This is a genomic window from Desulfocurvus thunnarius, from assembly GCF_055390965.1.
On the sequence record NZ_AP042411.1, the window covers coordinates 2,153,683 to 2,175,728 of the forward strand.

General features: G+C 68.0%; 22 protein-coding genes. 13 read left to right on the forward strand and 9 right to left on the reverse strand.

Going from position 1 to position 22,046, the window contains the following annotated elements; genetic code table 11:
• Positions 1–27 precede the first annotated feature (27 nt).
• The 6 genes from ACZ5KV_RS09400 to ACZ5KV_RS09425 form a co-directional block, all read right to left on the reverse strand.
• The gene (locus ACZ5KV_RS09400) at positions 28–972 is read right to left on the reverse strand and encodes a DMT family transporter (protein ID WP_464239046.1); all 945 of its coding nucleotides are present in this window, start codon (positions 970–972) and stop codon (positions 28–30) included.
• A gap of 78 nt (positions 973–1,050) precedes the next feature.
• Entirely contained in the window at positions 1,051–1,869 is an 819-nt protein-coding gene (locus ACZ5KV_RS09405) for an AraC family transcriptional regulator (protein WP_464239047.1), read from the reverse strand.
• 172 nt (positions 1,870–2,041) lie between these two features.
• Complete coding sequence (locus ACZ5KV_RS09410) at positions 2,042–4,015, reverse strand: methyl-accepting chemotaxis protein (protein WP_464239048.1); 1,974 nt, start codon at positions 4,013–4,015, stop codon at positions 2,042–2,044.
• Between the two features lie 154 nt (positions 4,016–4,169).
• On the reverse strand, positions 4,170–5,066 hold the full coding sequence (locus ACZ5KV_RS09415; protein ID WP_464239049.1) for a DUF2156 domain-containing protein: 897 nt from the start codon (positions 5,064–5,066) through the stop codon (positions 4,170–4,172).
• A gap of 16 nt (positions 5,067–5,082) precedes the next feature.
• Positions 5,083–6,531 carry an MATE family efflux transporter gene (locus ACZ5KV_RS09420; RefSeq protein ID WP_464239050.1) on the reverse strand — a complete coding sequence of 483 codons (1,449 nt, stop codon included), beginning with the start codon at positions 6,529–6,531 and terminating at the stop codon, positions 5,083–5,085.
• 102 nt (positions 6,532–6,633) lie between these two features.
• On the reverse strand, positions 6,634–8,433 hold the full coding sequence (locus tag ACZ5KV_RS09425; protein ID WP_464239051.1) for a B12-binding domain-containing radical SAM protein: 1,800 nt from the start codon (positions 8,431–8,433) through the stop codon (positions 6,634–6,636).
• Between the two features lie 713 nt (positions 8,434–9,146).
• On the opposite strand from ACZ5KV_RS09425, the gene ACZ5KV_RS09430 reads away from it, so the two are divergent.
• From ACZ5KV_RS09430 to ACZ5KV_RS09460, 7 genes are all read left to right on the forward strand, one after another.
• Positions 9,147–9,692, forward strand: a complete 546-nt coding sequence (locus ACZ5KV_RS09430; protein WP_464239052.1) for an RsbRD N-terminal domain-containing protein — start codon at positions 9,147–9,149, stop codon at positions 9,690–9,692.
• A 33-nt stretch (positions 9,693–9,725) separates the two neighbouring features.
• The gene (gene dsrM / locus ACZ5KV_RS09435) at positions 9,726–10,772 is read left to right on the forward strand and encodes a sulfate reduction electron transfer complex DsrMKJOP subunit DsrM (protein WP_464239053.1); all 1,047 of its coding nucleotides are present in this window, start codon (positions 9,726–9,728) and stop codon (positions 10,770–10,772) included.
• Positions 10,773–10,787: 15 nt separating this feature from the next.
• Complete coding sequence (dsrK, locus tag ACZ5KV_RS09440; protein WP_464239054.1) at positions 10,788–12,407, forward strand: sulfate reduction electron transfer complex DsrMKJOP subunit DsrK; 1,620 nt, start codon at positions 10,788–10,790, stop codon at positions 12,405–12,407.
• Between the two features lie 14 nt (positions 12,408–12,421).
• Positions 12,422–12,808: a sulfate reduction electron transfer complex DsrMKJOP subunit DsrJ gene (dsrJ, locus tag ACZ5KV_RS09445; protein WP_464239055.1), complete on the forward strand. Its 387-nt coding sequence runs from the start codon at positions 12,422–12,424 to the stop codon at positions 12,806–12,808.
• Positions 12,808–13,590, forward strand: coding sequence for a sulfate reduction electron transfer complex DsrMKJOP subunit DsrO (gene dsrO, locus ACZ5KV_RS09450; RefSeq protein WP_464239056.1), 783 nt, complete (start codon positions 12,808–12,810; stop codon positions 13,588–13,590). Before dsrJ ends, dsrO begins: the two co-directional genes overlap by 1 nt.
• A 10-nt stretch (positions 13,591–13,600) precedes the next feature.
• A complete protein-coding gene (gene dsrP, locus ACZ5KV_RS09455; protein WP_464239057.1) occupies positions 13,601–14,773 on the forward strand; it encodes a sulfate reduction electron transfer complex DsrMKJOP subunit DsrP in 1,173 nt (390 codons plus the stop codon).
• Between the two features lie 287 nt (positions 14,774–15,060).
• Positions 15,061–15,492, forward strand: a complete 432-nt coding sequence (locus tag ACZ5KV_RS09460) for a Fur family transcriptional regulator (protein WP_464239058.1) — start codon at positions 15,061–15,063, stop codon at positions 15,490–15,492.
• A gap of 108 nt (positions 15,493–15,600) precedes the next feature.
• Here the strand turns inward: ACZ5KV_RS09460 and ACZ5KV_RS09465 are convergent, their stop codons facing one another.
• The gene (locus ACZ5KV_RS09465) at positions 15,601–16,014 is read right to left on the reverse strand and encodes a hypothetical protein (RefSeq protein WP_464239059.1); all 414 of its coding nucleotides are present in this window, start codon (positions 16,012–16,014) and stop codon (positions 15,601–15,603) included.
• A 258-nt stretch (positions 16,015–16,272) separates the two neighbouring features.
• Between ACZ5KV_RS09465 and ACZ5KV_RS09470 the strand changes: the two genes are divergently transcribed.
• Entirely contained in the window at positions 16,273–16,626 is a 354-nt protein-coding gene (locus ACZ5KV_RS09470) for a hypothetical protein (protein ID WP_464239060.1), read from the forward strand.
• Positions 16,627–17,124: 498 nt separating this feature from the next.
• On the opposite strand, the gene ACZ5KV_RS09475 is transcribed toward ACZ5KV_RS09470, so the two are convergent.
• Positions 17,125–17,823 (reverse strand): Hpt domain-containing response regulator, encoded by a 699-nt coding sequence (locus ACZ5KV_RS09475; RefSeq protein ID WP_464239061.1) that lies wholly within the window; start codon positions 17,821–17,823, stop codon positions 17,125–17,127.
• Between the two features lie 421 nt (positions 17,824–18,244).
• Between ACZ5KV_RS09475 and ACZ5KV_RS09480 the strand changes: the two genes are divergently transcribed.
• The 5 genes from ACZ5KV_RS09480 (at position 18,245) to ACZ5KV_RS09500 (ending at position 20,797) form a co-directional block, all read left to right on the forward strand.
• Positions 18,245–18,547, forward strand: coding sequence for an AtpZ/AtpI family protein (locus ACZ5KV_RS09480; protein WP_464239062.1), 303 nt, complete (start codon positions 18,245–18,247; stop codon positions 18,545–18,547).
• Positions 18,519–18,944, forward strand: coding sequence for an ATP synthase subunit I (locus ACZ5KV_RS09485; protein ID WP_464239063.1), 426 nt, complete (start codon positions 18,519–18,521; stop codon positions 18,942–18,944). The genes ACZ5KV_RS09480 and ACZ5KV_RS09485 overlap by 29 nt, the downstream gene beginning before the upstream one ends.
• Before the next feature lie 41 nt (positions 18,945–18,985).
• Positions 18,986–19,672, forward strand: coding sequence for a F0F1 ATP synthase subunit A (gene atpB / locus ACZ5KV_RS09490; protein WP_464239064.1), 687 nt, complete (start codon positions 18,986–18,988; stop codon positions 19,670–19,672).
• Between the two features lie 67 nt (positions 19,673–19,739).
• Positions 19,740–20,063 carry an ATP synthase F0 subunit C gene (atpE, locus tag ACZ5KV_RS09495; protein WP_464239065.1) on the forward strand — a complete coding sequence of 108 codons (324 nt, stop codon included), beginning with the start codon at positions 19,740–19,742 and terminating at the stop codon, positions 20,061–20,063.
• An 89-nt stretch (positions 20,064–20,152) separates the two neighbouring features.
• On the forward strand, positions 20,153–20,797 hold the full coding sequence (locus ACZ5KV_RS09500) for a redox-sensing transcriptional repressor Rex (RefSeq protein ID WP_464239066.1): 645 nt from the start codon (positions 20,153–20,155) through the stop codon (positions 20,795–20,797).
• 160 nt (positions 20,798–20,957) lie between these two features.
• On the opposite strand, the gene ACZ5KV_RS09505 is transcribed toward ACZ5KV_RS09500, so the two are convergent.
• Positions 20,958–21,944 (reverse strand): ABC transporter ATP-binding protein, encoded by a 987-nt coding sequence (locus ACZ5KV_RS09505; protein ID WP_464239067.1) that lies wholly within the window; start codon positions 21,942–21,944, stop codon positions 20,958–20,960.
• Positions 21,945–22,046: the final 102 nt, after the last annotated feature.

Sequence of the window (22,046 nt, forward strand, 5' to 3'; positions counted from 1 at the left end):
GCAGATCGGCGTTTTTGGGGCGACCAGCTAGGAGACCGCCCGCGCGGCTGCGGCCGCATCGGCCCCGCGCCGCGTCCGGGGCTGCCACTGGCTGAGGAACACTCCGGCCAGCACGGTCACGGCGGCCAGCATCTGCGCCGGGTTCAGGGCCTCGCCCAGGGCCGCCCAGCCCAGGACGACCGCCACCACCGGCACGAGGTTGATGGGCGCCGCGCCCCGGGCGGCGGGCAGGCGGCTGATGCCGTAGTTGTGCAGCCCGAAGGCCCCCAGCGTGACCCCCACGCCCAGAAAGACCAGCCCGCCCACCTGCGCCGCGGACAGTTCCGACGCCGCGCCCACCAGCCCGGGCAGTCCGGGCAGGAAGAACACCAGCCCCGCGAAGGTCTGCATGGCCGTCAGCGTCCAGGAGCCGAAGCGGCTGGACAGGCGCTTGAGCACGATGATCGACCCGGCGGCGCAGAGCATGGCCAGCAGTTCCAGGACGTTGCCCAGCAGCGGGTTGGGCGCCTGGGCGTCCGGCGCGCCCGCCAGGGTCAGCCAGCAGACCCCGGCCATGGACAGCGCCAGCCCGGCCAGGGTCCGCCGCGTCAGCGGTTCGCCCAGGACCATCCGTGCCCCCAGGGCCACCAGCAGCGGCACCGAGGCCGAAATAACCCCCGCCTGGGACGAGGTGGTCAGGGTCAGGGCGTTGGATTCCAGCAGGAAATAGGCGCAGGGCATGAAGAAGACGAACAGCCCGAGCCACTTCCAGTCGCCCTTGCGGTAGCCCGCCAGGGACAGCCGGGGCAGGAAACAGGCCACGGCCAGGCAGGCTCCGGCCTGGCGGGCCAGCATGACCGACTCCGGCGGCAGCACGGCCACCAGGGCCTTCATGACCGAGAACGAGGCTCCCCACAGGGCCACGGCGCCCAGAATGGCCAGGGTGGGCAGCAGGGTGGGCGCGGCTTGGAAACGGGATTGCGTGGTGTTCATGACGTGCGGTTCCTCCGGCAGCACAGGCCAATACCCCGCGTCCGGGCGCGGCGTATTGCAGGAAATTGCAGCGGGGGATCAGGCGGCGGCGTACTGCCCGGGCGTGGCGCCCGTGAAGTGGCGGAAACGGTTGGCGAAATGGGCCTGGTCGGCAAAGCCGCAGTCCTGGGCCACGTCGGCCGGGGCCCGGCCCGCGCGCAGCAGCACCTTGGCGTGCTCGATGCGCAGTTGCGTGCGGTATGCGTGGGGCGTCAGGCCCGTGGCCTTCTTGAACACGCGCAGCAGGTGATAGCGCGACAGCCCGGCCGCGCGGGCCAGGTCGTCCAGGGTCACCGGGGCGGCCAGGTCCGCCGCCAGCACGTCGCGCACGATGGCCACGGCCTTGGGCTCCCGGCCCGGGCCGGCCGCGGGGCGCACCTGGGCATGGCCGAGCAGCAGCGTGCCCAGGGCCGTGCACAGGGCCGACTGGCGCGCCAGGGGCTCGCGCGCTGCCGGGGCCACGGCCGCCAGCCGCTGGAGCCCGGCCCAGGCCACGGGGTCGCGGGCCACCAGGGCCGTGAACTCCGGCCAGCCGTCGGGCCGCTGGGTCAGGTCCTGCGCGGCGGCGCGCATGATGCCCGCATCGACGTAGAACATGCGGTAGGTTATGGGCTGCCCCCCGGGCCAGCCGCCGGTATGCACCTGCCCGGGGTTGATCAGCGCCAGCCCGCCCGTCTGCACGCAGGTGGCCTCGTCGCCCCTGCGCAGGCAGTAGCTGGCCCCGTGCTCCATGCAACTGATGGCGTAGTAGTCGTGGTAATGGCGCGGGAAGACGTGGGCGCTGTTGCTGATGAGTCCAAGCTCCAGGCCCGTGAGGTCGGCATAGCGCCAGAAGGTGACGTTGTGGGCGGCTTTCACGGCAGAATCCTCGACCCCCCGTGCATACACCCTTCGCTTTCCGCTGTCTTGAAGGAAATTGCCCCCGGCACCGGGCGGAACGGAGGTGCGCCCGGCCGGGCCGGACCCCCGTCGCGCAAATCCGGCCCGGGCGTCCCGGAAACCGGGACGCCCGGGCTTGCGGCCCGCCGTCTTACCGGCGGGTGGCGTTCAACTCGTCGATGAGGCCCTTGAGGTCTTCGGAGAGGCTCGCAACGTGGCGGATGGCCTCGGCGGAGCGGGCCATGCCCTCGGAGGTCTGGGCGGCGATTTCGGCGACCTCCTCCACGGAGCGGTTGATTTCCTCGCTGGCGGCGGACTGCTGCTCGGCGGCGGTGGCGATGGAGCCGATGCGGTCGGCGGCCTCGGCGATGATGGTCACGATTTCCTTCAGGGCGCCGCCCGCCTTGTGGGTCAGCTCGGTGCTGTAGGTCACGGCTTCCCCGGCGCCGTCCATGGCCCGGATGTTGGCGGCGCTGCCCTCCTGCACGCCCGCGATGGCCTGGCCCACTTCGCGGGTGGCGGTCATGGTCTTTTCGGCCAGCTTGCGCACCTCGTCGGCGACCACGGCGAAGCCGCGCCCGGCGTCGCCCGCGCGGGCGGCTTCGATGGCGGCGTTCAGCGCCAGCAGGTTCGTCTGGTCGGCGATGTCGGTGATCACGTCCATGATCTGGCCGATGGATTCCACGCGCCGGGCCAACTCGGCCAGGGAGGTTTTCATCTCCCCGGTGCGCGCGCTGACCTGGCCCGAGGCGTCCACGACCTCGGCCACCAGGGCCGCGCCCTCGTCGGCCTTGGCCCGGGCGCGGGTGGCGCCCTCGGCGGACTGGGCGGCATTGCGCGCCACCTCCATCACCGTGGCGGTCATTTCCTCCATGGCTGTGGCGGTTTCGCGGGTGTGGTCGCGCTGGCGGTCGGTGCCCCGGGCGATTTCGCGGCCCTGGTCCTCCAGTTCGCGCGCGGCGCCCGCCAGATCTTCGGCGATGGCCGCAGCCCGCTGGGCGACCTCGCCCATGGTGTCCATCAGGGCGGTGGCGTGTTCCTTTTCGCGGCCGGCCTCCTCCATGGCCTGGCGGGCGTGCCCGGCCTGTTCCTCGGCCTGGCGGCTCTTGGCCTCGGCCTCTTCCATGCTCTGCACGAGCTTGTCGACCATGGCTTCCAGGTCCTGGCGCAGGGCTTCCAGCTCGCCGCTGAAGCGCTCCCGGCTCGCGGCGGCGTAGTCGCCTCCGGCGATGTCGCGCGAGCATTTCTGCAGGCGGCCCAGGCCGCCGCTGATGGAGCGGGCCACCAGGACGATGGCGCCGACCAGGGCCAGGGCGATGGCCGTCTCGGCCAGGAGCATGAACAGCTCCAGGCGGCCCGTGTCGCGGGCGGTGAGTTCCCGGGTCCGCACGACCAGGGCGTCCATCACGTCGCCGGACTTGCGCACGGCTTCGATGAACCGGGCCTGGGCTTCCTGGAGTTTCAGGGTCGCGCGGCCGAATTCGGCGAAGCGGGCGGCGTAGGCGTCCAGTTGGGAGGCGATGGTCTCGTAACCGTCGCGGGAGATGTAGGGGTCGTAGTCCAGGGCGGTGTACATCGCGTCCACGCCCTCGGAGAACTTGTCGAGATATTTGGGGTCGCCACGCATGATGAAGTCTTTTTCGTGGCGGCGCAGGGAGAGCATGGCGGCCATGAGCGCGTCGCTGCGGTTGGCGGTAAGGGCCTTTTCCACCTCGTGGATGGCGGCGCGCAGGTCGCCCTGCAGGCCTTCGTTTTCGTTGAGCCCCAGGGACTGCATGAACAGCACCAGGGTGGAGAACTGGCCCTGGTAGTCGTCCAGCAGGGTGTCGGCCTGGGCGATGTCTTCGGCCAGCTCGGGATCGGCCTCGGCGCATGCGGCCAGGGCGGCCTTGGCGTCGGCGATGGCCTGGGCCTGCCGCTCGGCGTAGCTCATGTCCCGCCGGTCCAGAAAATTCTTTTCGGCGCGCCGGGCCTGGAGCATGGCGATCTCGGCCTGGAGCATGGAGGTCTCGCCGCGCACGGAGGTGGCGATGTGCGTCTGGCCTATCTTGTTGACGATAAAGATGGCCCCAAGGCCGAGCAGGGCGGCCAGGGCGATGAGCAGCAGTTTTTTGCGGATGGACATGACGGGTTCCTCCGAAGACAAGAAATTCCGGCACGCGCCAAGCCCGGCCGGGCTTGGCGCGTGCCGCCCCTCTTAGCGGAGGTAGCCGGAATTGCGCCGAGGCGCAACATTTTATCGATATTCCCCCCCCTCGGGGGGCGGGGTTCGCGCCGGGCTAGTCTGCCGGGCGCACGGTCACTTCAAACTTCTTGAGGTAGTCGACCGGGTTGTAGGACTCCTTGGCCTTGCGCAGACCCGGGTCGCCCAGGTCCTGCTCGCGGTTGACCAACTCGTAGCCTCCGGCCTCGTGGTCCAGGAACATCTGGTTGATGGCCTGATAGATGCCCTTGTAGCGCGTGTGGGCCTTCTCGAAGTGGATGACCACCGTGCGTTCGCACAGGTGCTCGGCCACGGTGTAGGCGGCGCGCTCGCCGTCGACCTCGATGACCCCGCCGAAGACGCCGCGCAGGCTGTCCCAGCTCTGAAGCACGCGGCGGATGGCGTTGTTTTCTGCGGCCAGCACCTCGCGCGATTCGGCGTCGCGCCACAGGAACCAGTCCATCTGCATCTGCAGGGCGGCCTCCACGCAGTCCGGGGTCATGGTGTGGTAGCGGTGGTCGTAGGTGCGCAGGAACTGGTTGAGCAGGTTTTTCTTCTTGTGGAAGCGGTTGCCGGACAGGGCGGTCAGTTCGGGCACGGAGTAGAGGTAGTCCCAGTGGCCGCGCGCCTCGGTCAGCTCCACGCGCGGGCCCAGGGCCCGCTGCCAGAGCACGGCCAGGGTTTCGGGCACGCGGGTGAAGGTGCCGCAGCAGCCGATGACCGGGCAGCGGCTCCAGTCCACGTCGTTCCAGGGGCCCACGGGCGCCCAGTGGACGACGTGGGGTTTGGTCTGGCGCAGCCAGACGTGGGTGTCGCCGAAGTGCCATTGCAGGCCGTATTCCTCGGCCCAGCCCCAGATGTTGATGAAACTGTAGTCCGACGCCTTCTGGGGGCAGCGGGCGAAGCGCTCCAGGTAGTCGTCCTGCCGCTCCAGGGAAACGGGTTCGAAGACGGGGGGGGTGCAATCCTTCATTTCGTCATGCCTTCCTTTACTTTCTCAGGCCGCCGTTGGTGCCCACCGGCAGGGGCTCCGGCTCCTCGGTCAGCCCGGCGGGATCGCGCCGCGAGGCGCGCCGCACCAGGGCGAAGCGTTTCCAGTCCTTGAATGCGAACACGTAGAGTATGACCAGCGCCTGGACCATCTGGGACACGAGCATGGAAATCCACACGCCCCGGGCCCCGTCCAGGATGTGGTGGCCCAAAAGCCAAGCCAGGGGCAGACGCACGCACCAGATGGTCGTGCCGAAGACGACCATGGTGTAGACGGTCGCCCCGGCGCCGCCCAGGGCCCCGCCCAGGATCATGCCCGTCAGGGTGAAGGGAATGGCCAGCAGGTTCCACGACAGGTAGCTCATGATCTCCAGGCGCACCGCCGGGTCGTCGGACATGATGCGCGCCACGTCGTCGGCCACCTGCCACAGGCCCAGGGCGACCAGGCTCATGGCCGCCACGCCGATGCCCAGCACGCGGAAGCCGAAGCGCTTGGCCTCGGCGGGCTGGCCCGCGCCCAGGTAGTGGCCCACCAGCACCGAGGCCGTCATGTTGAAGGCGAATCCGGGCAGGAACAGCAGGGCCTCGATGCGCCCGCCGGCGGTCATGCCCGCCAGGGCCACGATGTTGTCGCGCGGCAGGGCGCCGGTGATGGCGAAGAGCATCAGGTAGCCCGACTGCCACAGCACCTGCATGAGCCCCGAGGGCCCGGCCACGCGCAGCAGCCGGGGCAGGGCCCGGCGCACCCAGCGCCAGGGCGCGAAGGCTCCGCGCCGCAAAAGCCCCTTGCGCCACAGCATGGCCAGGTTGAGCAGCGTGCCCGCCGTGATGGACCAGAACGTGGCCCAGGCCAGCCCGGAGTGGCCCATGGCGGGCAGGCCCCACAGCCCCAGGCCCAGCCCGAAGTCCGCCGCGGCGTTGACCACGCAGACCAGCAGGATGGACAGGGTGGGGAAGATGACCTCCTTGCGCGCCCGGAACACCGCGTTGGAGATGAGCATCACGTGGTAGGCGGGCAGCAGCAGGGCGTAGACGGACAGAAAATCCCCGGTGATGCCGTGCAGTTCCTCCGGCACCTGGAGCACGACCAGGAAGGCCTCGCGGCCCGTCAGCCCCGCGAGCATGAGCACCAGGCCCATGCCCAGCCCCAGGGCCAGGCACAGGCCCACGTAGCGCTGGGCCCGGCGGTAGAGCCCGGCGCCCACGCTCTGGCTTACCGCCGCCACGGCGCCGTTGGCCACCGCCGTGCCCACGATGAGCAGGAAGAACAGGCAGGTGGTGATCAGCCCCAGGGAGGCCTGCACCTCGCGGTTGATGAGCCCGGCCACGTAGACATCCACGAAGCCGATCCAGAACTGGAGGAACATCATGACCACCTGGGGCCAGGACAGCCGCCAGATGGCGCGATACGGGTGCGCCGTGTCCTGCGCGGGATTCTTGAACGCCATGCGGGCCTTCGTGGGGTGGGCGTGGGGGTGCGGTGGAACCGAACAGCGAGGATAAGACCGCCCCGGGGGTCGGTCAACCCCGGGGCGGCGCGGCGGCGGCTTCTACTCCGGGGCGCCCGGCTTCCCGGCGATGGGGTCGCCCGCCCCGGGCACGGGGCGGCCCTGGCGCAGGGCCCGGGCGTGGGCCAGGGCCAGGGCTTCGCGCTCGGGGTGGCCCAGGTGGCGGTGGCACAGGGCCAGGTAGTCCATGGCCTGGGGGTTGCCCGTGAACGGCGTCAGGAACGAACAGGCGCGCTCGAAGTCGCCGCAGTTCATGAGCGCCACGGCCAGGGCCAGGGACAGGCCCTCGTGCCCCGGGTTGCCCGTCAGGCCCAGGGCCAGGGTGCGCACCGAGGCGCCGTAGTCGCGCTGGCGCTGGAGCATGAGCCCCAGGCCCAGGGCGGCGGTGGCGTCGGGGTGGAGCTCCAGGGCCCGGGCATAGAGCCGCGCGGCGATTTCCCCGGCGCGCGGCACGTGCGGGTTCCGGGCGTAGTCGCCGCGCTCGAAGGTCATGCCCAGCCGGGCCAGGAAATCGGCGTGCGACCGGGCCAGCTCCGGGTCCGGCGCCAGGTCGTCGGCGGCGGCCAGGGCGAAGCCCGGCAGCATGGCGTGGTAGCCCTCGCGCAGGGCCCGGCCCCAGGCGGCCACGGTCTCCAGGTCCTGGTCGGGGTCCAGCTCGAAGTGCTTGATGTCCTCCACGGGGTCGAGCCAGATGGAGTCGGCGGCGCCCGTGGCGGCCTTGAAGCGCTCGTACAGCTCCGTGCCCGGAAAGACGGACAGGATGAAAAAGTGGGCCACCAGGGGTCGCAGTTCGGCGATGAGCTCCAGGGTGGCGCGGATGGTGGCGTCGCTTTCGCCCGGGCAGCCGTAGATGAAATAGGCCCGGGCCAGGATGCCGTATTTGCGGCACAGGGCAAAGGCGCGCACGGCGTCCTCGCGGCGCACGTGTTTGTTCAGGGTTTCGCGGATGGCGTCGTCGCCGGACTCCACGCCGAAGCTGATCTGGATGCAGCCCGCGCGGCGCATGAGGGCCAGGGTCTCGTCGTCCACGGCGTTGACCCGCGAGATGGCCTGCCATTCGACTTCCAGCCCCCGGGCCAGGATTTCGCGGCATACGGCGCGCACGCGCTCGCGGTCCAGGGTGAAGGTGTCGTCGCTGACGTAGAGGTGCGCCACGCCCCGGGCGGCCAGCAGTTCCATCTCGTCCACGAAATGGCCGGGCGAGCGGAAGCGCACCCGGGGGCCCCAGAAGGCGGGCGAGCCGCAGAAGGTGCAGCGCCCGGGGCAGCCCCGGGTCAGGGACAGGTGCTGGTAGGTGAAGTGCCGCGCGGGGATGGGCAGGCCGTCCAGGTCGGCCACGGGCGCTCGCGGGGCGGTGAGCACGGGGCCGTCCGGCCCGCGCAGGGCCAGCCCGGGCACGGTGGCCGGGTCCGTCCCCGTCTGCCACGCGCGCACCAGCTCGGGGGTGGTCAGGTCGCCCTCGCCGAGGACTACGGCGTCCAGCTCCGGGCAGTGCTCCAGGAAGAAGGCATACAGCGAGGTGGCGCCCACGCCGCCGAAGGTCACGCGCACGTCCGGGTCCAGTTCGCGGGCCATGCGCGCGGCGTCCATGGCCCCGAAGCGGTTGGCCTGGAGCACGGTGACGCCGACCACGTCGGGCGCCAGGGCGCGCAGTTCCTCGCGCATGGCCTCGGGCTGGCCGCGCAGGGCGTGCCAGTCCAGCACGCGGGCGTCGCACCCGGCCTCCAGCAGGGCCGCGGCCACGGCGTAGGTGCCCATGGGCACGCAGGCCACGTCCTCGGTGTGCGTGCGCTCCTCCAGCCAGGGCGGGTAGATCAGGGCGACCAGGGGTTTCTCGCGCATGGCTCCTCCGGCGCAAGCTGTACCCGACCTTGGGCCCGAGCGCCAGCGCCGGGGGCGCGGTGGAATGGGCGCGGAGCGGGGCAGGCGGGGGGGGGCGGACGCCGGGAGACGCCGGAACAGGCCGGGACCGGCGAGGAACCGCGGCCGGGGGGAAATGCGGCGGCCCGGGGCGGGCGGCGCGGGGCAACGAGCGGCGCGGGGCGTGCCGCCGAGCGACCCGTGCCTTCCGGCCGCCTTACGGGGCGGCCCTGGCTGCCCGGGGCGGGGGAGCGCTCCCCCGCCCGCCCGCCCGGGCTCCGGGCGCACCTCCGGCGCTCCCGCTACGACAGCGCGGGAAACCGGGCCCCGGGCCCTGCGGACCGTGGGGCTGGGGGCCGGTCGTCGCGTCCAATAGTGAAAATTTGCACGAACCATTTGACGAGAAGGCGGAAATTTCATTATAGCCGGGGCAAGCGGAATGCGAAACGATCCGCGAGGCAGTTTTCGAGTCCTGTCCCCGACGGCCCCCGATGGCCGGAGCGCACCGCAGGGCCGCAGGGCGGCGGGCCCGCCCGGCCCCCTGGCGGAAAAGGGGCGCCCCCCCGGCCCGCAGGCCGTGGCGGGAGGGTTGAGACTCGTTTTCAAGTGTTTACAAATGGCGCGGGATGCTTCAATCCTGTGCCGATTCGTATTGTGCGCCAACTGGTTATCATATCATTTAGTAAAGGCCCACCATGACACTGGCTGCGCTTCTCGCCCAGAACAGGGAACAGATCCTCGACCGCTGGTTCGACCTCATCGTGCGGACCTACCCGGGGTTGTCGGCTGTATTCCTCAAGAAGAACCACCGCTGGGGCAATCCCGTGGGCACCAACATCCACGGGGCCATCGAAAAGCTCTACGACGAGATGCTCCAGCCCGAGGCCTCGAACGATCTGGCCCCCCTGCTGGACACCGTGGTGCGCATCCGCGCCGTGCAGGACTACATGCCCTCCGAGGCCGTGGCCATCCTGCTCTTCGTCAAGCACGTGGTCCGCGAGCGCTTCGCCGCCGAGATTGACTCCGGGGCCATCCCTGCCAGGGAGTTGCACGAGTTCGACAACAAGGTCGATACGATGATGCTCATCGCCTTCGACCTCTACACCAAATGCCGCAACACGGTGATGGAAAACCGCCTGGACGACTTCAAGCGCAACTTCACCGGGCTCATGCGCAAGCACAAGATCATCGTCGAATATCCGAAGTTCGACAGCGGGACTTCGGAATCGGGTGACGGGTAAATGGCAGTGTAACATCAATCGAGGTAGGGGCTTATGAACGCATTGTACTCACTTTTCGCTGTCTTCGCGCTGGTCGTGATCGCCCTGGTCGGCGCGGGGGCCGCGGGGATGGAGCAGCTCTTCGGGCTGTACATCCCCTGGCTGGCGATTGCCGTCTTCCTGGTCGGCTTCGTCGCCAAGGTCATCGGCTGGGCCAAAGCGCCCGTGCCGTTCCGCATCCCGACCACCGCGGGGCAGATGAAGTCGCACGACTGGATCCGCCACGACAAGTACGACAACCCCGCCACCGCCGGGCAGACCTTCGTGCGCATGGCCCTCGAAGTGCTGCTGTTCCGCTCCCTGTTCCGCAACCTGGCGGTGCAGCGCTTCGGCTCCGCCGCCGACGGCGTGGACGTGAAGATCCGCTACGCCTCGGCCAAATGGCTGTGGCTGTTCGCCCTGATCTTCCACTACTCCTTCCTGGCCGTGTTCATCCGCCACTGGCGGCTGTTCCTCGACCCGGTGCCCTCGTTCATCCTGGGCCTGGAATACGCCGACACCTTCCTGCAGATCGGCGTGCCCGCGCTGTACCTGAGCGGCGCGACCCTGGTCGTGGGCGTGACGCTGCTCCTGCTGCGCCGCTTCGCGGTGGCCCAGGTGCGCTACATCTCCCAGCCCGCGGACTACTTCCCCCTGTTCCTGATCCTGGCCGTGGCCGTCTCGGGCATCGCCATGCGCTACTGGGCCAAGACCGACATCATGGCCGTGAAGGAAGTGACCATGGCCCTGTTCTCGCTGAACCCCGCCGTGCACATCGAAGGGGTCGGGGCCATCTTCTTCGTCCACGTCTTCCTGGTGAGCTGCCTCATCGCCTACCTGCCCTTCAGCAAGCTGATGCACATGGGCGGCGTGTTCCTCTCCCCCACCAGGAACCTGCCCAACGACAGCCGCGCCAGGTACCACCGCAACCCCTGGAACGACCCGAACGTCAAGCCGCACAGCTACGCGGCCTACGAGGACGAGTTCCGGGAGAAGATGATCGAAGCCGGGCTGCCCGTCGAGAAGACTCTCGAAGAGGCCGCCAAAACCGAGGCCCAGTAGCCCAAGGAGTGGACGATGGCTTGGAATGTCAAACCTGAAGAGCTGCTTCAGTACGATTACAAGGTTCCCCAGAAGAACTGGATGGATGTTCCGCCCGAGTTCAAGCCTGGCACGTGGTGCTACCCGGCCAAGCCCGACATCCTGGAATACCTGAACAAGGCCACCAAGGGCGACTTCCCGCACATCCGCGAGTGGGTGCCCACCGACGTGGACTGGAAGCTGCCCGAAGACTGGCGCGAGCGCATCAAGAAGGGCTTCCGCGAGCGGCTGGACAAGTACCGCTCCTTCAAGGTCTTCATGGATGTGTGCGTGCGCTGCGGCGCCTGCGCCGACAAGTGCCACTTCTACATCGGCGGCGGCGACCCCAAGAACATGCCCGTGCTGCGCGCCGAGCTGCTGCGCTCCATCTATCGCGGCGAGTTCACCCTGGCGGGCAAGATCCTGGGCCGCCTGGCGGGCGCGCGCAAGCTCGAAGAGGATGTCATCAAGGAGTGGTTCCTGTACTTCTATCAGTGCACGGAATGCCGCCGGTGTTCGCTGTTCTGCCCCTACGGCATCGACACCGCCGAGATCACCATGATGGCCCGCGAGCTGCTGCACCTGGTGGGCTGCAACATCAACTGGATTCTGGAGCCCGCCTCCAACTCCAACCGCACCGGCAACCACATGGGCATCCAGCCCCATGCCTACTACGGCATGATGGAGTTCATGTGCGACGACATCGAGGAAATCACCGGCATCAAGGTCAACTGCCCGGTGAACGAGAAAGGCCATGAGGTGCTGTTCATCACCCCGTCGGGCGACATCTTCGCCGACCCGGGCACCTACACCTACATGGGCTACCTGATGCTCTTCCACGAGATCGGGCTGGACTACACCTGGTCCACCTACGCCTCCGAGGGCGGCAACTTCGGCCTGTTCACGTCCGACAGGATGATGAAGAAGCTGAACGCCAAGATGTACGCCGAGGCCAAGCGCCTGGGCGTGAAGTACATCATCGGCGGCGAGTGCGGCCACATGTGGCGCGTGCTCAACCAGTACATGGACACCATGAACGGTCCGGCCGACTTCCTGGAAACCCCGGTGAGCCCCATCACCGGCACCCGTTTCGAAAACGCCGCCGGAACGAGCATGATCCACATCACGGAGTTCACCTCCGACCTGATGAAGCACGGCAAGCTCAAGCTCGACCCCAGCCGCAACGACGACAAGATCGTGACCTTCCACGACTCCTGCAACCCCGCCCGCGCCATGGGCCTGCTCGACGAACCGCGCTACGTCATCAAGAACGTGTGCAACAACTTCGTCGAAATGCCCGAGGACACCATCCGCGAGAAGACCTTCTGCTGCGCCGGCGGATCGGGCCTGAACACGGACGAGTTCATGGAAATGCGCATGCGCGGCGGCATCGGCCGGGGCAACGCCCTGCGCCACGTGCAGCAGAAGAACGACGTGAACACCCTGGCCACCATCTGCGCCATCGACCGCGCCACCCTGCCCCCGCTGGCCCGCTACTGGGCGCCCGGCGTGGAGGTGTACGGCGTCCATGAGCTGGTGGCCAACGCGCTGGTCATGACGGGCGAGAAACCCAGAGAAGTAGACCTGCGGCAAGAGCCCTTGCCCGGGATGGAGTAAGGGAGGTACTGCCAATGTATGATGGTGGAAAAATCATCGCCGGCCTGATCGTGTTCCTCGGCATCGTCGGGTTCCCGTTCTGGTACAATGCGGGGAGCGCCGGCTACACGACCCCCGAGCTGAAGCTGCCGCCCAAGTCCAAGGCCACCCAGTGCATCGAGCCCACCGAGTGGATGCGCGCCGAGCACATGCAGCTTCTCGACACCTGGCGGGATTCCGTGGTCCGCGAGGGCAACCGCGACTATACCGCCGCCTCCGGCAGCCACGTGGAAATGAGCCTGCAAAAGACCTGCATGGACTGCCATGACAGCAAGAAGGACTTCTGCGACAAGTGCCACACCGCCGCAGCCGTGGAGCCCTACTGCTGGGATTGCCATATCGCGCCCAAGGAGGAGAAATAATGAAAACCACCAGACGCGACTTCCTGAAAGTGGCTGGTGTGACGGCCCTGGGCATGGCCGCCGGTGCGGGTTCCGCCCTGGCCTATTCCAAGGGCGCCTACCTGCCGCACTATGAGCATATGGCGCCCGGCCACGAGCATCTCACGGCCAAGCGCTGGGGCATGGTCATCGACACCCGCGCCTTCCACGGCGAGGAGGACTTCGCGCCCCTCATCGCGGCCTGCCACAAGGAGCACAACGTCCCGACCATCCCGGGCAAGCAGGACGTGAAATGGCTGTGGACCGACTCCTTCCACGCCGCCTTCCCGCACAACCACCAGGAGTTCCTGGCCGAGCGGGTGCATCACTCCCGCTATCTGCTGCTGTGCAACCACTGCGACAACCCGCCCTGCGTGCGCGTGTGCCCGACCAAGGCCACCTTCAAGCGCGAGGACGGCATCGTGATGATGGACATGCACCGCTGCATCGGTTGCCGTTTCTGTATGGCGGGCTGCCCCTACGGCTCCCGGAGTTTCAACTTCCAGGATCCGCGCCCGTTCCTCGCCGAAGAGAACCCCGCGTACCCCACGCGCATGAAGGGCGTCGTCGAGAAGTGCACCTTCTGCACCGAGCGCCTGGCCGAAGGGAAGATGCCGGCCTGCGTCGAGGCCTCCGAAGGCAAGATCGTCTTCGGCGACCTGGGCGATCCCGACTCCGAGATCCGGCACATCCTGGCGGAGAACTTCACCCTCCGCCGCAAACCGGACCTGGGCACCAGCCCGAGCGTCTTCTACATCATCTAGGGGGTGAGCCATGCTCGAAAAAGCGCTTAACGGCAACAAATACTACTGGTGGTGGATCGGGCTGCTGCTCGCGTGCATCGCGGTCGGCGCCTACAACTACGTCCTGCAGTTCCAGCACGGCCTGCAACTCACGAACATGAGCCGCGACGTGTCCTGGGGCTTCTACGTGGCCCAGCTCACCTACCTCGTCGGCGTGGCCGCCTCGGGCGTCATGCTCGTGCTGCCCTACTACCTGCACGACTACAAGAAGTTCGGAAACCTCGTCGTCTTCGGCGAGTTCATGGCCATCGGCGCCATCATCATGTGCCTGCTCTTCGTCGTGGTCGACCTGGGCCAGCCCAAGCGCCTGATGAACGTCGTGCTGCACCCGACGCCGAACTCCGTGCTGTTCTGGGACATGATCGTGCTGAACGGCTACATGTTCCTGAACATCATCGTGGGCTGGGCCTCCCTTGAGGCCCAGAAGAAGGGCGTGCCCTACGCCAAGTGGGTCAAGATCCTGGCGATCGTCTCCGTGCCCTTCGCCTTCTCCATCCATACCGTCACGGCCTTCCTCTACGCAGGCATCCCGGCCCGCCACTTCTGGCTGACCGCCATCATGGCCGCCCGCTTCCTGGCCAGCGCCTTCTGCGCCGGGCCGGCCATCATGCTGCTGCTGCTGTTCATCGTCGAGAAGGTCGCCAAGTTCGAGCTGGGCGAATACGCCGTGAAGATGCTGGCGCGGATCATCACCTACGCCATGATCTTCAACGTCTTCTTCTTCGGCCTCGAACTGTTCACCGCCTTCTATTCCCAGATCCCCGGGCACATGCACTCCATCGTGTACCTGTTCGCCGGGCTCGAAGACCCCGCGACCGGCCAACACCTGGGCGCCATGGTGCCCTACTTCTGGACCGCCGCGTTCCTGGCCCTGCTGTCCCTGGCCCTGCTCATTCCCCCGGCGACCCGCAACTGCAAGCCCGTGCTGATCTTCGCGCTGCTGATCCTCATCGCCGCGACCTGGATCGACAAGGGCATGGGCCTGGTGGTCGCCGGTTTCATCCCCAACATGTTCGAGGGCGTGACGGAATACATGCCGTCCTCCACCGAGCTGTTCATCTCCCTGGGCATCTACTCCATCGGAGCCCTGGTCGTCACCGTGCTGTGGAAAATCGCTGTCTCCGTCAAAAAAGCCGCAGCATAACCCCCAGGCCGCCCGCATCCGGCTGCCCAGCCTCGATTGACAAGGCCCGCCCCGCAAGGGGCGGGCCTTCCTCTTGCAGACCGCGCGCGAGCCGGGTGACCAAGCCCGAGAGCAGGTCTATCGCCCCGCCGAGGCCCCGGCCGCCCGACGGCCCGGGGCCGGGACCGGGGCGCCGCTGCCGCCGGGGGAGGGGGGCTGCCCGCAGCCGGGGAAAATCCCTGGTCCCCCCTTGACCTTTGGGCTTATCAGTAATAGTTATCAATCGAAGCATAAAAACGAGGGAACCCATGGCCGAACAACGACCCCAGCGCATGACCCGCCAACGCAGGATCATTCTTGAGGAATTGCGCAAACTCAAGAGCCATCCCACGGCGGACGAACTCTACGACGCCGTGCGCGAGCGTCTGCCGCGCATCAGCCTGGGCACGGTGTACCGCAACCTGGACGTGCTCCAGGAGAACGGCGAGGTGCTCAAGCTGGAATCGGCCGGCAGCCAGAAGCGTTTCGACGGCGACACCCATCCGCACTACCATGTGCGCTGCGTGCATTGCGGTCGTGTGGGCGACGTGGAAAACGAGGTCGCGGAACTGGACGTGACGGGTTTCAGCGCCCCCGGGTTCACGATTACCGGAGGCACCGTGGAATTCTACGGAATATGCGACCTGTGCCGCGAGCGGGGAGCCCCCTCCCGGCCCGACGGCCCGCAGGGCAGACAGTAGCACCCCGAAAATTCGGGCCCGCCTGCGCTCCCGTGAGGAACCCCTCCGGGCGCAAAAAAACGCCCCCGCAGGGGGCGTTTTCTTTTTCGGAAGGACGGCCCGTGCTCCTCAGCCGTCCCGGGCGGGCTGGCGGTCCCGGTTCCGGGGCGCCTTCTCCACGAGGTCCAGCAGCAGCAGCGCCGCCGTCATGTCGCGGCCGTTGCGGCTGTCCATCTCCCCCAGAATGTATTCCTTGAGCGATTCCGCAGCCTCGTGCAGCAGTGCGCTGCGCTCGGCATCGAAATGGTACGCCGCATCCAGCACCTGGAGCGCCAGATACTGCCACTCCTCGTTGGTCTGCACATGGTAGCGCAGAATCTCGCGGATTTTCAGCACCGCGAAGACGATGCCGTCCAGCTTGGAATAGTCGCGCGCGAAAATCTGCCCGTCGTTGATGCGCGGCGGCGGGGCGAGGAGTGTGTGCAGTTCCCTGTCGGGATCCCTGCGCATGCGATACTGGTCCAGGGCGATCACTGTGCCCATTGCGGCCTCCTGAATGACACGGTCTGACACGCCAGGCGCGTTGCCCTCTCATCGGCCGCCTCCGTAAAAACCTTAACACCCCTTGCGGCGTCGTTTCCTTGACTCCTGGGCGGCAAACCCTGCCCTGTAAAGATTCGCTAAGAGTGTAACAGCCCTGGATAACAGCTAAAAAAATTGCACTGCTCTTTGGCCCGAACCTTGCTTCGCCAGCGCCAACGACCCCAACGACCCGCCGTGGCGGCGGCAAGGAGAGCACAGATGCGTATTCTGGACATGGAACCCAGCGCCGAGGAAATCCGTTCCACCTTCGAGAAACTGCGCGAGAGCCTGCGCCCGGAAGTGCTCTGCGAACTGCACAGCGGCGGCTTCCGCGAGGCCATGATCGAGGAGTACGGCGCCCTGGCCACCGCCACCAACGACCTGCTGAACCTGCTGCGCAGGAACAGTTTCGCCGTGGGCCTGAACGAAACCGACGCGGCGGCCTACGAGCACATTCTCGCCCGTCTGAGCACCGGCGCCCAGCGTTGCCGCCTCATCGTCGAGGAGTCCGCCTCCGTGGACGAGCAGGCCATGCTCGCCATCGCCCCCACGCCCACCCGCAGCGTGAACTAGGCCACCGGGCCGCGCCGGAGCCGCGATTCGCGGCGGGGGCGGGCGGCCCCCCCTTTTTGAGGAGAAAGGGGGCCGCCCGCCCCGCCTCCATCTTTCCCCCCCGTTTCTTTCGGGCTTTTTGTCCAGCGCGGGGAGGTTCTCGTTCGGGGCGGCCCCGGGCGGGGGGGCAGCCTGCGGCCGGGAGCGGTTCTTTCGTTTCGTCCTGCGGGCCGTTTGCCAGGATTGTCGTAAAATCTCCAAGAGTTATCCGCCAATAAGCGCGTCTCCCGGCGGTCGCCGAACCTCGCCCTCCCGAAACCTCAGGGACGTTCTTCCTTTTTCCCAGGCAAAACCTTCGGAGCCTTTCCCCTTACCCACCCGTCAAAATCTCCGGCGCGGGCCGGGCGGCTTTCTGCCGCCCGGCCCGCGCCGGCGTGTGGGGTCCAGGGGCCGTCGGCCCCTGGTGGGGGTGCAGGGGGCAACGCCCCCTGCCGGGGTTCGGGGCAGCGCCCCGACGGCTCAGGATCGCGACGTTTCCAGCAGGCCGGTCAGGGTATCCAGGGCCAGGGCGGCGGCGGCGGGGTTTCCGTCCAGGGCTTCGCGCTCCAGGCGGGCGGCGGCGTCGGCCAGGGGGCGGACACCGAAGCAGGCGGTGGCTCCGCGCATCTTGTGCCCGGCGCGGGCGGCGGCGTCCAGGTCGCCCCGGTCCAGGCCCGCCGCGGCCTCGGCGGCCAGTTCGGCCACGGAGTCGTAGAGCCGGGGCAACAGGTGGAGCAGGGCGGGGTCGGTGCCCTGTCCGGCGCGCGGGGCGGGTGCGCGCAGGGCGGTGCCCACGGCGTCCAGCAGCGCTTGGCGGGTGAAGGGCTTGGGCAGGGTGCCGGAGAAGTCCGGCCCGGGGGTGACCGGCCCGTCCGGGCCTCCGGCGGACAGGGCCAGTATGGGCACCGGCGCGCGGCCTTGTTCGGCCTCGGCGCGGCGCATGGCCCGGGCGGCCTCGGTGCCGTGCAGGCCGGGCAGTTGCAGGTCCAGCAGCACGAGGTCCCAGGGGGCGAGGGCGAAGGCTTCCACGGCGGCGGGGCCGTCGGCGACGAAGACGGCCTCCCAGGGCGCGTCGCGGAAGTGGAATTCCACCAGTGCGCGCAGGGCGCGGTCGTCGTCGGCCACGAGGACACGAGGACGGGTCGGGCCGGAGCCCGGGGTGGCGCTCTGGAGGGTCATGCCTCCCGGTATGTCATCGCCGGGGCGCGGTCAAGGCCGAAAACGCCGGGGGGAAGGGGTTTTTCCCCGATTGGCGGCTTGGTGGGCGGCGGGTGGCGGCGTGGGGTGGTGCCGGTGCGGACGCTTGTGCCGAAAAAAATTTGCCTGGCCGGGGGCGGGAACGTGCGTGGCGCGAGGCCGTCGCACCGGGCAGGGGCGTGAGCGGCCTGTGGTCTGCATCGGGGGACTGGACAACGTCGGCCCGGGAGGGTAGGAATCAACGGCCATCCGTGTGATCCCAGGTCGCCCGGCGCAGGAAAAACGCATCCGGAACCGCTCAAGAATGTTGACTACCGCGCGGCGGCTGTGGTAGGGACGCGGTGTTTGTGAATGAATGCACGAAGCGGTTTCCGGAGAGACGGCTGGACGCCGCGGGAGTGCGATGCTCTTTGGCAGCAAGAAGGACAAGAAGTCTGTTCTGACCCCCCTGGCCGATGTCGGCACGATGGGGATGCATCTGGTGGCATCCACGTTCATCGGCATGGGCATGGGCTGGTATCTGGACAAGTGGCTGGGCACGAAGCCCTGGCTGCTGCTGGTCTTCCTGATCCTGGGCATCATCGCGGGGTTCCGCAACATGTTCCAGGAGGTCCGGCGCCTTGGCCGTCAGGACGCCCAGGAAAACGGGCCCACCGGGCACGACGGGCAGGACCGCGATGACGGGCAGACTTCTGACAGGCGTTGAGCGTTGGCTCCTGCGCCGGGGCTATGCCCACCGGGACACGCGCGTCATGGTCCGCAACCAGATCGTGCTGACCGGGGCGCTGTGCCTGCTGGGGCTGGGCCTGGGCTGGCGCTGGCGCTGGCTGGCCGACACGGCCCTGGGCGCCGTGCTGATGACGTTGAATTTCTACCTGCTGGCGGGGTTCCTCCAGCGGGTGCTCGTGCACCGTGACGGCGCCGTGCCGAACCTGCTTGTGCGGTTCTACGGGCGGTTGTTCGTGACGGCGCTGGCCCTGGCGGCACTCGTCGCCTGGGGCGGGGCCTCGATTCCCGCCCTGCTGCTTGGGCTGTCCACAGGGGTTGCGACTGTTCTCATCTGGGGCATTTCACGGGTGACGGGGAAACCATCCGCGAACTGACCCGCCGGGGTGGGAAAACATATCAAGGAGGCGTTACCTATATGGCTGGTGGACTTCCGCATCCGCAATTCATCGTTCCCGCGGTTCTGGATGCCGTGGGCATCCATGTCCCGGTCCACGTGGCCTACACGTGGGTGGTCATGCTCCTGCTGTTCACCATCGGCATCCTGGTGCGCAAGAACCTGACTCTTGTGCCCGGGAAGCTGCAAAACGTCTTCGAGCTGATCATCGGAGGCCTTGAGGACTTCTGCGTCGCAAACGTCGGCGAGAAGGGCCGCGAGGTGTTCCACGTCATCGTCATCCTGTTCCTGTTCATCCTGCCCTGCAACTGGTTCGGGCTCATCCCCGGGCTGGACGCGCCCACGGCCAACGTCAACACCAACGCGGCCCTGGCGCTGTTCCTGTTCCTCTACTACAACTGGATCGGCATCAAGAAATGGGGCGCGGGCTACATCAAGCACTTCATGGGCCCGGTTCCGGCCATGGCTCCGCTGATGATCATCCTGGAGTTCATCTCCCACCTGGCCCGGCCGCTCTCGCTCACGCTGCGACTGTTCGGCAACATCAAGGGCGAGGAGATCGTGCTCATCCTGATGTTCATGCTGGCGCCCATCGTCGGCTCCCTGCCGATGTACTTCCTGTTCGTGCTGGCCAAGTTCATCCAGGCCTTCATCTTCTTCATGCTCGGCATGATCTACCTGAAGGGCTCCCTGGATCACGCGCACTAGGCCGCACCCGACATTGGGGGAAATGGTCCAACGACCGACACAATACAACCTTTCAAGGAGTCACTCCATGCGTAAAGTTCTGATGACCGCCGTGAACACCGTGGCCCTGCTGTCCATCGCCTCCCTGGCCTTCGCCTCCGACGCCGCCCCCGAGGTGCTGTCCAACATCATGTGGGCCTGCGGCATCGGCATGGCCATCGCCGCCGCCGGTTGCGGCATCGGCCAGGGCCTGGGCCTGAAGGCCGCCTGCGAAGGCACCGCCCGCAACCCCGAGGCCGCCGGCAAGATCCAGACCATGCTGATCCTGGGCCTGGCCTTCGTGGAGTCCCTGGCCATTTACGCCCTGGTCGTCTGCCTGCTGCTGCTGTTCGCCAACCCCTTCGTCAGCTAATTCGCACGTGCCGACAAAGGGAGGCCGTGTTGCACGGCCTCCCTTTTTTCTGTTTACATCGTTACTAATTTCACATAATTTGGCCGCCGATGACCCTCAAAAGCCAACATATCCCTCGGGCCACCATCCAGCGCATGGCGGTGTACATCCAGGTTCTGGAGACCCTGCAGCGCGATGGCAAGGAAGTCATTTCCTCGGAGCTGCTCGCCCGCACCTGTGATGTGAATCCTTCCCAGATTCGCAAGGACCTCGCCTATTTCGGCGAATTCGGCGTGCGCGGCGTCGGCTACTACGTGCAGGACCTCATCGGCAGCATCAAGAAGGCCCTGGGCGTGGACCGCGTCTGGCGCACCTGCGTGGTGGGCATCGGCAACCTGGGCCGTGCGCTCTTGAACCACCGCGAATTCAAGCTGCGCGGGTTCCATATCGTCGGCGCCTTCGACTGCGACCCCTTCAAGATCGGCGAGGTCGTCTCCGGCCTGGAAGTCATCTGCTCGCGCCGCCTCAAGGAAAAGGCCGAGGAGCTGGACATCGAGATCGGCATCATCACCACTCCGCCCGAACGCGCCCAGCGCGCCACCAATTATCTCGTGGACGCGGGCATCAAGGGCATCATCAACTTCGCCCCGGCGCGGATCACCGTCCCCGACGACGTGACCGTGGAGTATGTGGACTTCTTCCACCACTTCTACGCCGTGGCCTTCAACGTGACCCTGAATCTCCAGGAAGGCTAGGCCCGGGGCGAACCCGCGGCCGACCTGCCGGACGACGCACCGGCACGGGCGTTTCCGCGCGACCGCAAGCGGTCGCGCGGCGTGGCGGCGTGGCGGCGTGGCGGCGTGGCGGCGTGGCGGCGTGGCGGCGTGGCGGCGTGGCGGCGTGGCGGCGTGGCGGTCAGGCCGGGGCGTGCAGGTGGCAGGCCGCGCGGCGGCCCGGGGCGACCTCGGCCCAGGCCGGGGCGGCCTGGGCGCATACGGGCAGGGCCTCGGGGCAGCGCGGATGGAAGGGGCAGCCCGCGGGCGGAGCCAGGGGGCTCGGCGGGTCGCCGCCCAGGCGCGCGGCCCGGCTCCGGCGCGTGGGGTCCGGCACGGGCACGGCCCGCAGCAGGGCCCGGGTGTACGGGTGCAGCGGCGCGGCGAACAGCTCCTCGGCCGGGGCCAGCTCCATGAGCCGTCCCAGGTACATCACCGCCACCCGGTCGGACACGTGGCCGACCACCGACAGGTCGTGAGAGATGAACACGTAGGTCAGGCCGAAGTCGCGCTGCAACTCGCGCAGCAGGTTGATGACCTGGGCCTGGATGGATACGTCCAGGGCCGAGACGGGCTCGTCGCAGACCACGCAGTCCGGGTTCAACGCCAGGGCCCGGGCGATGGCCACGCGCTGGCGCTGGCCGCCGGAAAATTCGTGCGGATAGCGCCGGGCCAGCTCCGGGCGCAGGCCCACGCGCTCCATCAGTTCCGCCAGCCGCGCGGCGCGTGCCGCGCGGGCCACGCCGTGGATGGCCAGCGGCTCGACGATGGTCGCGCCCACGCTCCAGCGCGGGTTCAGCGACGAAAACGGGTCCTGGAAGATCATCTGGACCTTGCGCGGATAGGCGGCCAGGAATTGCGCAGGGGCCCGGGCCAAATCCTGCCCGTCGACCACGATGCGCCCGGAGCTGGGCTGCTCCAGGCGCAGCAGCAGCCGCGCCAGGGTGCTCTTGCCGCAGCCCGATTCACCCACCAGCCCCAGCGTCTCGCCGCGCAGAACCTCCAGCGTCACGCCGTCCACGGCGTGCACGCTGCCCTGGCGGGCGCCGAGCAGGCCGCCGCGCACGGTATAGTGCCGGGCGACATCGGTAAGCTGGATGAAGGGGTCTATGGCGCGCTCCTCAAGCAAGGTGCCCCCCGGTATACACCAAGCCCGCCCGCCGGGAAAGGGGCTTGCATCCGGCCGGGCCGGGCGCTAGATTGCCCGGGTCGCCCGGCTCCGGGCCGCTCC

Excerpts from the sequence above, each read along its gene's own strand:
- ACZ5KV_RS09400 (WP_464239046.1), bottom strand. The coding sequence starts at position 972 with ATGAACACCACGCAATCCCGTTTCCAAGCCGCGCCCACCCTGCTGCCC.
- ACZ5KV_RS09410 (WP_464239048.1), bottom strand. The coding sequence starts at position 4,015 with ATGTCCATCCGCAAAAAACTGCTGCTCATCGCCCTGGCCGCCCTGCTC.
- ACZ5KV_RS09415 (WP_464239049.1), bottom strand. The coding sequence starts at position 5,066 with ATGAAGGATTGCACCCCCCCCGTCTTCGAACCCGTTTCCCTGGAGCGG.
- ACZ5KV_RS09420 (WP_464239050.1), bottom strand. The coding sequence starts at position 6,531 with ATGGCGTTCAAGAATCCCGCGCAGGACACGGCGCACCCGTATCGCGCC.
- ACZ5KV_RS09425 (WP_464239051.1), bottom strand. The coding sequence starts at position 8,433 with ATGCGCGAGAAACCCCTGGTCGCCCTGATCTACCCGCCCTGGCTGGAG.
- ACZ5KV_RS09430 (WP_464239052.1), top strand. The coding sequence starts at position 9,147 with ATGACACTGGCTGCGCTTCTCGCCCAGAACAGGGAACAGATCCTCGAC.
- dsrM (WP_464239053.1), top strand. The coding sequence starts at position 9,726 with ATGAACGCATTGTACTCACTTTTCGCTGTCTTCGCGCTGGTCGTGATC.
- dsrK (WP_464239054.1), top strand. The coding sequence starts at position 10,788 with ATGGCTTGGAATGTCAAACCTGAAGAGCTGCTTCAGTACGATTACAAG.
- dsrJ (WP_464239055.1), top strand. The coding sequence starts at position 12,422 with ATGTATGATGGTGGAAAAATCATCGCCGGCCTGATCGTGTTCCTCGGC.
- dsrO (WP_464239056.1), top strand. The coding sequence starts at position 12,808 with ATGAAAACCACCAGACGCGACTTCCTGAAAGTGGCTGGTGTGACGGCC.
- dsrP (WP_464239057.1), top strand. The coding sequence starts at position 13,601 with ATGCTCGAAAAAGCGCTTAACGGCAACAAATACTACTGGTGGTGGATC.
- ACZ5KV_RS09460 (WP_464239058.1), top strand. The coding sequence starts at position 15,061 with ATGGCCGAACAACGACCCCAGCGCATGACCCGCCAACGCAGGATCATT.
- ACZ5KV_RS09465 (WP_464239059.1), bottom strand. The coding sequence starts at position 16,014 with ATGGGCACAGTGATCGCCCTGGACCAGTATCGCATGCGCAGGGATCCC.
- ACZ5KV_RS09470 (WP_464239060.1), top strand. The coding sequence starts at position 16,273 with ATGCGTATTCTGGACATGGAACCCAGCGCCGAGGAAATCCGTTCCACC.
- ACZ5KV_RS09475 (WP_464239061.1), bottom strand. The coding sequence starts at position 17,823 with ATGACCCTCCAGAGCGCCACCCCGGGCTCCGGCCCGACCCGTCCTCGT.
- ACZ5KV_RS09480 (WP_464239062.1), top strand. The coding sequence starts at position 18,245 with ATGCTCTTTGGCAGCAAGAAGGACAAGAAGTCTGTTCTGACCCCCCTG.
- ACZ5KV_RS09485 (WP_464239063.1), top strand. The coding sequence starts at position 18,519 with ATGACGGGCAGACTTCTGACAGGCGTTGAGCGTTGGCTCCTGCGCCGG.
- atpB (WP_464239064.1), top strand. The coding sequence starts at position 18,986 with ATGGCTGGTGGACTTCCGCATCCGCAATTCATCGTTCCCGCGGTTCTG.
- atpE (WP_464239065.1), top strand. The coding sequence starts at position 19,740 with ATGCGTAAAGTTCTGATGACCGCCGTGAACACCGTGGCCCTGCTGTCC.
- ACZ5KV_RS09500 (WP_464239066.1), top strand. The coding sequence starts at position 20,153 with ATGACCCTCAAAAGCCAACATATCCCTCGGGCCACCATCCAGCGCATG.